The sequence below is a fragment of the Agrobacterium sp. genome (assembly GCF_032092815.1).
Classification (GTDB): Bacteria; Pseudomonadota; Alphaproteobacteria; order Rhizobiales; family Rhizobiaceae; genus Agrobacterium.
Genome location: NZ_DAMDBP010000078.1, coordinates 1 through 6,150, shown reverse-complemented (window position 1 = coordinate 6,150; position 6,150 = coordinate 1). Strand labels below are relative to the sequence as shown.

Sequence of the window (6,150 nt, the reverse complement as noted above, 5' to 3'; positions counted from 1 at the left end):
ATTGTTATAGGCAAGTTTGCGAAAACCGCGAACAGGATCGTAAGTGCTCATTCTCTCGCCCTCGGCCAGTGTTCAGTCATCCTCCAGCGTCAGACGAAACTGCGCCGCTTCCATATCCTTCGGCGGCTGCATGCCCAGATGTTTCCAGGCCGTAGCCGTCAATACGCGTCCGCGCGGTGTGCGCTGAATAAAGCCCTGCTGGATCATGTAGGGCTCGATGATATCCTCAATCGCATCGCGTGGCTCTGACAGGCCAGCCGCAATGGTTTCAATACCAACCGGGCCACCACCGAAATTGACGGCAATCATCGTCAGATAACGCATGTCGAGTTGGTCGAGCCCCATATTGTCGACCAGGAGGCGGGTCAGTGCCTCATCGGCAATTTCCCGTGTCACCGCTTCCGCCTTGGCAACCTCGGCAAAGTCACGCACGCGCCGCAACAAACGGCCAGCGATACGCGGTGTGCCACGGGCACGACGGGCGATTTCGCGGGCACCTTCATCGGTCATGCCAAGCCCCATCAATCGCGCGCCACGACGCACAATCAACTCCAGCTCTTCGACCGTATAAAAGGACAGGCGAACCGGAATACCAAAACGATCGCGCAACGGTGTGGTCAAAAGGCCAAGACGCGTGGTTGCTGCGACGAGCGTAAACTTGGACAGATCGATCTTCACCGAACGGGCTGCTGGCCCCTCACCGATGATCAGGTCGAGCTGGAAATCTTCCATCGCCGGATAGAGAATTTCCTCGACGGCCGGGTTCAAGCGGTGAATTTCATCGATGAACAAAACGTCGCGTTCTTCCAGATTGGTCAGCAACGCCGCAAGATCACCGGCTTTGGCGATAACCGGGCCCGAGGTCGAGCGGAAATTGACGCCCAGTTCCTTGGCCATGATCTGCGCCAGCGTCGTTTTGCCAAGGCCTGGAGGTCCTACAAACAGCACGTGATCCAGCGCCTCGCCACGGTTCTTGGCCGCCTCGATAAAGATCTTGAGATTGGCACGCGCTTCAGCCTGGCCCGTAAACTCGTCAAGCGACTGCGGGCGCAAGGTTGTGTCGATGTCTTCGCCACGCTTGTCTGCAGATATCAATCTTGTGGCATCGCTCATTCAGCGCATTCCGTCTTCATTCTAGAGAGTGGGCACGGTACCGGGGCGCACAGATATTTGCACCCCTGCTCTTTTGCCTTACCGCGACAGTTCCTTCAAGCCGAGGCGAATAAGCTTGGCACTGTCTGCGCCCTCACCGCCATTCTTGAGTGCTGCTGCCACCGCATTGGCAGCCTGATCGCGCGAATATCCAAGATTGGTCAGCGCCGAAACGGCATCGGCAACCGGCGCTGGTGCAGCGCCCTCGCCCAATTCCTGTTTCAGACCAATCGAGCCGGATGCCTCGCCCGCAAAGGCCGGCGCCTTGTTGCGCAATTCAGTGACAATGCGCACAGCCACTTTTGGCCCGACACCGGGCGCCCGTGATACAACCGTCTTGTCCTGAAGCGCGATGGCATTGGCCAGTTCGGATGGCGACAAAGTCGACAGCACGGCAAGTGCCACCTTGGAGCCCACACCCTGCACGCTTTGCAGCAGGTTGAACCATTCCCGCTCCAGCGCCGACATGAAGCCGAACAGCTTCAACTGGTCTTCGCGCACATAGGTTTCGATAAACAGCACGATGGCCTCACCGATCGACCCCAGCTTCGACAAGGTTCGTGCCGAACAATGGGCGACGTAACAGACACCGTGCACATCAACGAGAACATAGTCATCGCCGATTTCTTCAATTGTGCCTTTGAGTTTACCGATCATGACAATGTCCGCTTAAACAAAAGAGAAAATATCAACCTGCAGCCAACACACGGCGCATGCGGTCCCCGCCACGATTATGCGCATGGCATATGGCAATCGCCAGCGCGTCCGCAGCATCGTTACCCTTGAATTCGGCTTTCGGCATCAGGATTTTCAGCATCATGTGAATCTGCTGTTTTTCACCATGCCCGACACCGATGACCGACTTCTTGACCGCATTCGGCGCATATTCGGACACCGGTAAACCGGCACGTGCCGGCACCAGCATGGCAATGCCGCGCGCCTGCCCCAGCTTGAGTGTCGCCACCGCATCCTTGTTGACGAAGGTCTGTTCAACTGCCGCCTCATCCGGGCGGTAGGAATGCACCACTTCGGCAAGGCCGTCATGCAACTGGCAGAGGCGAGAGGCGAGATCCATGTCGCCATCAGAAGTCACTGTTCCCGACGCCACGAAGCGCAGGCTGTTGCCTATCGTTTCGATAACGCCCCATCCCGTGCGGCGAAGGCCGGGGTCTATTCCAATGATGCGAATCGTCTGTTGCATGGGTCCACTCTATCGTCAGCAGCAAATACCTGCCAGCGAGAAGTGAACAAAACGACAACATTCGTCAATTTTGCATTGCAGCATTTACCGACGCTTAAATTTCTGTCCGCATTCTGCAAACAAAAATAGAGGGGAATTCCGGGCATCGCCTGTCGTTCCAAATAAAACAAGAAGCATAACTTCACTTGGCACTGACAATCCGTGGCCGAAAGCGCCTGCGATTGTTTCAGACAGGCATAGGCTCATATTGATGTTGAACAAGTTTCATTCGATCTCATCAAAAGTGTTGGTCATTTTTCTGGCACTGATGTTTTTTTCCATCTCGCTCATGACCCTGCTTGCATATCGCAGCAGCAGCAGCGTTCTTCAGGAACAGGCGCAACACTCCATGGAGAGTGTGCTGACTTTCCGTGGCGACATGCTCAAGGAGCGGCTGGAGCAACTTGAAAATCAGGCGGATTCCATCGCCAAAATCGAAGCCCTGCAAATGGCTGTCGTTTCGATGCGCAGCGGCTGGGGCACGGTTCAGAAAAACTCGGGCGACGCCAAGGCGGAACTGAAGCGGGTCTTCATCTCTGACAACCCCAATCCGGCAGATCAGCGCGAAAAACTGATCAAGCCTGAAAATCCGAGCGGCTTTTATTATTCCACCCACGAAAAGACCCAGACGGATATGGCGACCTATCTGAAGGGCACGCCGTTCAGCGATATACTTTTCGCCGACACGTCAGGCACCATCTATTATTCTTATAAAAAGGATGCCTCTTTTGCTGAAAACGCAACGGAAGGCAGCTGGAAAGACACGGGCCTCGGCATCGCCTACGCGCGCGCCGCAGAAAATGCCGGCAAGGCCGTGGGTGATGTTGCTCCGTCCAGCTTTTCCGGCTGGAAAGTAGAGCAGGCCACCGGTCAGTCGGACATTTATTTTGCAGTTCCGGTCATCAAATTCGAAGCCTTCAAGGGTGTTGTCCTTTTCCGCGTTCACAGTGACGTTTTCGTTCAGTTGCTTGCCAAGGGCATCGCGCCAGCAAGCTCGGAAAAATCTGCCGTTCTGTCTGCCGATGGCTCAGCCATCGGTCTTGATCAGGGCAAGTTGACAAATCTCGATCCAGCACCATTTACCTTCCAGTCCAAGGCCATGGGCGAAAAGGGCATGACGGTTGCAGACATGCAGCGTCTGGATGGCAAGGCCAATGCCTATGCCCGGCCGTTCGAGTTTAACGGTCAGACGTATCTCGCCGTTGAAAGCATTTTGCAAAGCGAACTGGATGCAGGCTCGATTTCCATTGCCAGTGCGCTTGCCGTCATCGGCATCTGCGTGCTGATTGCCATGTGCGTGATCACGGCGATTTTCTCCAGACGCCTGTTTGCACCGCTGTCAAAACTCGCCAACCTGACGCGGGATGTGGCCAATGGAAACCTCCAGACGGAAATCACCGCGCAGGACAGAAAAGACGAAATCGGCACCATGGCCAAGGCACTTGGCAGCTTCCGTGACAAGTTGATCCAGCAACGCGAGCTGGAGGACACCACCTCTCGCACCCGCGCCGAGGCCGAAGAAACTCGCCGCCAGCACCTTGCCGAACGGGAAGCCGAGGCGACGACCCTGCAAATGGTCGTGCAGTCGCTGGATGAAGGCCTGGATCGCCTGGCCAATGGCAACCTGTCCCATCGTATCCACAAACCCTTCCCGCAGGATCTGGAAAGCCTGCGCCTGAACTTCAACCAGGCATTGGCCACCTTGAGCGATACACTGCACTCCATCGGCGGCAATTCGGCTGCGGTGCGCAGCGGCTCGGAGGAAATGCGAGTTGGTTCGGATCAACTGGCCGAGCGCACGGAACGGCAGGCCGCATCGATTACCGAAACGGCAAGTGCCATAAATGCCATTACCGATGCCGTCAAACACCAGATCTCGCGCGCCGAACAGGCCAGCAAGATTGCCAAGGACGCCAATGCCGAAACCGAAACATCAGGAAGGATCATGGGCCAGACCATTGCCGCCATGGAGGCCATTCAGGCATCGTCCCGGCAGATCAACCAGATCATCGGCGTTATCGACGAAATTGCCTTCCAAACAAATCTTCTGGCCCTGAATGCCGGTGTGGAAGCAGCGCGCGCCGGCGAAGCTGGCAAGGGATTTGCCGTGGTGGCACAGGAGGTGCGTGAATTGGCACAGCGCTCCGCCACCGCCGCCAAGGAAATTGCCACACTTCTCAAAAAGTCGACTGATGAGGTTTCAAGTGGCGTGTCGCTGGTCGAGCAGGCAAGCAACTCGCTCTCGGGCATTGGCGGCCATGTTGAAACCATCAACAGTCGCATTCACGAGATCATGGAATCGACCCGTGAGGAGGCAACCACACTGCTCGAAATCAACCGGGCAGTCTCAAACCTCGATTCCATGACGCAGCAGAATGCAGCCATGGTGGAAGAAACGACGGCTGCTATCCACAACCTCGCAACAGAGGCGGGCGAAATGGACAGCAAGCTCAGCCAGTTTGTGCTGGCCCCAGCGACCGATGCTCCCGCAGGCGCCTATGGTCAATCGATGCGCCGGGCCGGATAAACCGCACACGCCGTTTTGATCAGACTTGAGAGTTGGGGCGCTTGATGCCCCAATTTTTTTGAACCTTCATACAATTAAACTTTCACACTCTGGCAATAGAGCCAACGCACCTTACATCCTGCAGCGAATATCAGTCGCATACGCAGGAGCCGCCGATGATACCTTTTTCAATTCTTGATTTATCCCCCATCGGCGATGGAGAAAATGCCAGCGATGCCTTGAGCAATTCGCGCCGTCTGGCGGTCAAAGCCGAGGAGCTTGGTTACAAGCGCGTATGGCTGGCAGAACATCACGGCATGCCGGGCATTGCCAGCGCGGCAACCTCGCTGGTCATCTCCCATGTCGGCGCAGCAACCTCACGCATCCGCATCGGTTCGGGTGGCATCATGCTGCCGAACCATTCGCCGCTGGTGATTGCCGAACAGTTCGGCACACTGGCCGCTCTTTATCCGGATCGTGTCGATCTGGGACTTGGCCGCGCACCCGGCACAGACATGCGCACCGCCCGTGCCCTTCGTCGCAATATGGACAATGGCGTGGATACCTTCCCGCATGACATTATCGAACTGCAGCGCTACCTCGGCTCTGAACGGGACGACCAGACGATTTTTGCCGTACCGGGAACTGACACCAATGTGCCGATCTGGCTTTTGGGATCCAGCCTTTACAGCGCTCATCTGGCTGCCGCCCTCGGCCTGCCCTACTCCTTCGCCTCGCACTTCGCGCCTGACATGCTGATGGATGCGATTGCAATCTACCGCGAACGTTTCCAGCCTTCGGCGATCCTCGACAAGCCTTACGTGATGGTAGGCGTGATGGCCGCGGCCGCAGATACGGATGCCGAAGCAAAATATCATTTCACCTCGGCGCAGCAGCAGTTCATCAACCTGCGCCGGAACGTACGGTCCCGTTTCCCGAGGCCGGTGGAGGACATGGACGAATTATGGACCGAGATGGAGCGGATCAATGTCGAGCACACCTTGCAATATGCCATGGTTGGCACGCCAGATACCATCAACCGTGATCTTGGAGAATTCCTGCGCGTCACGGCCGCCGATGAGCTGATCATCTCGACGCCCATTCACGATGTCAACGCACGACTGCGGTCAATTGAGCTGTTCGCAGGATTGGACGACCTGTTTTCAAAATCGTGATGATACAAAAAAGCCCCGGTCGTGAACTGACCCCATAAAGTTGGACGGTTCATAGGTTTGGCTGATTTAAGGGCTGG

General features: G+C 56.3%; 5 protein-coding genes. 2 read left to right on the top strand and 3 right to left on the bottom strand.

The features are described from left to right. Positions 1–72: 72 nt before the first annotated feature. From ruvB to ruvC, 3 genes are all read right to left on the bottom strand, one after another. Complete coding sequence (gene ruvB / locus RT613_RS23190; RefSeq protein ID WP_313618728.1) at positions 73–1,113, bottom strand: Holliday junction branch migration DNA helicase RuvB; 1,041 nt, start codon at positions 1,111–1,113, stop codon at positions 73–75. A gap of 78 nt (positions 1,114–1,191) precedes the next feature. Then, positions 1,192–1,809 (bottom strand): Holliday junction branch migration protein RuvA, encoded by a 618-nt coding sequence (gene ruvA / locus RT613_RS23185; RefSeq protein WP_313618727.1) that lies wholly within the window; start codon positions 1,807–1,809, stop codon positions 1,192–1,194. A 31-nt stretch (positions 1,810–1,840) separates the two neighbouring features. After that, the gene (gene ruvC, locus RT613_RS23180; protein WP_313618726.1) at positions 1,841–2,353 is read right to left on the bottom strand and encodes a crossover junction endodeoxyribonuclease RuvC; all 513 of its coding nucleotides are present in this window, start codon (positions 2,351–2,353) and stop codon (positions 1,841–1,843) included. Positions 2,354–2,603: 250 nt separating this feature from the next. Between ruvC and RT613_RS23175 the strand changes: the two genes are divergently transcribed. Continuing rightward, positions 2,604–4,919, top strand: coding sequence for a methyl-accepting chemotaxis protein (locus RT613_RS23175; RefSeq protein WP_313618725.1), 2,316 nt, complete (start codon positions 2,604–2,606; stop codon positions 4,917–4,919). A gap of 155 nt (positions 4,920–5,074) precedes the next feature. Next, positions 5,075–6,073, top strand: a complete 999-nt coding sequence (locus RT613_RS23170) for an LLM class flavin-dependent oxidoreductase (RefSeq protein ID WP_313618724.1) — start codon at positions 5,075–5,077, stop codon at positions 6,071–6,073. Positions 6,074–6,150 lie beyond the last annotated feature (77 nt).

Bases quoted from the DNA above. Each gene is read 5' to 3' on its own strand.
- ruvB (WP_313618728.1), bottom strand. From the start codon at position 1,113: ATGAGCGATGCCACAAGATTGATATCTGCAGACAAGCGTGGCGAAGAC.
- ruvA (WP_313618727.1), bottom strand. From the start codon at position 1,809: ATGATCGGTAAACTCAAAGGCACAATTGAAGAAATCGGCGATGACTAT.
- ruvC (WP_313618726.1), bottom strand. From the start codon at position 2,353: ATGCAACAGACGATTCGCATCATTGGAATAGACCCCGGCCTTCGCCGC.
- RT613_RS23175 (WP_313618725.1), top strand. From the start codon at position 2,604: ATGTTGAACAAGTTTCATTCGATCTCATCAAAAGTGTTGGTCATTTTT.
- RT613_RS23170 (WP_313618724.1), top strand. From the start codon at position 5,075: ATGATACCTTTTTCAATTCTTGATTTATCCCCCATCGGCGATGGAGAA.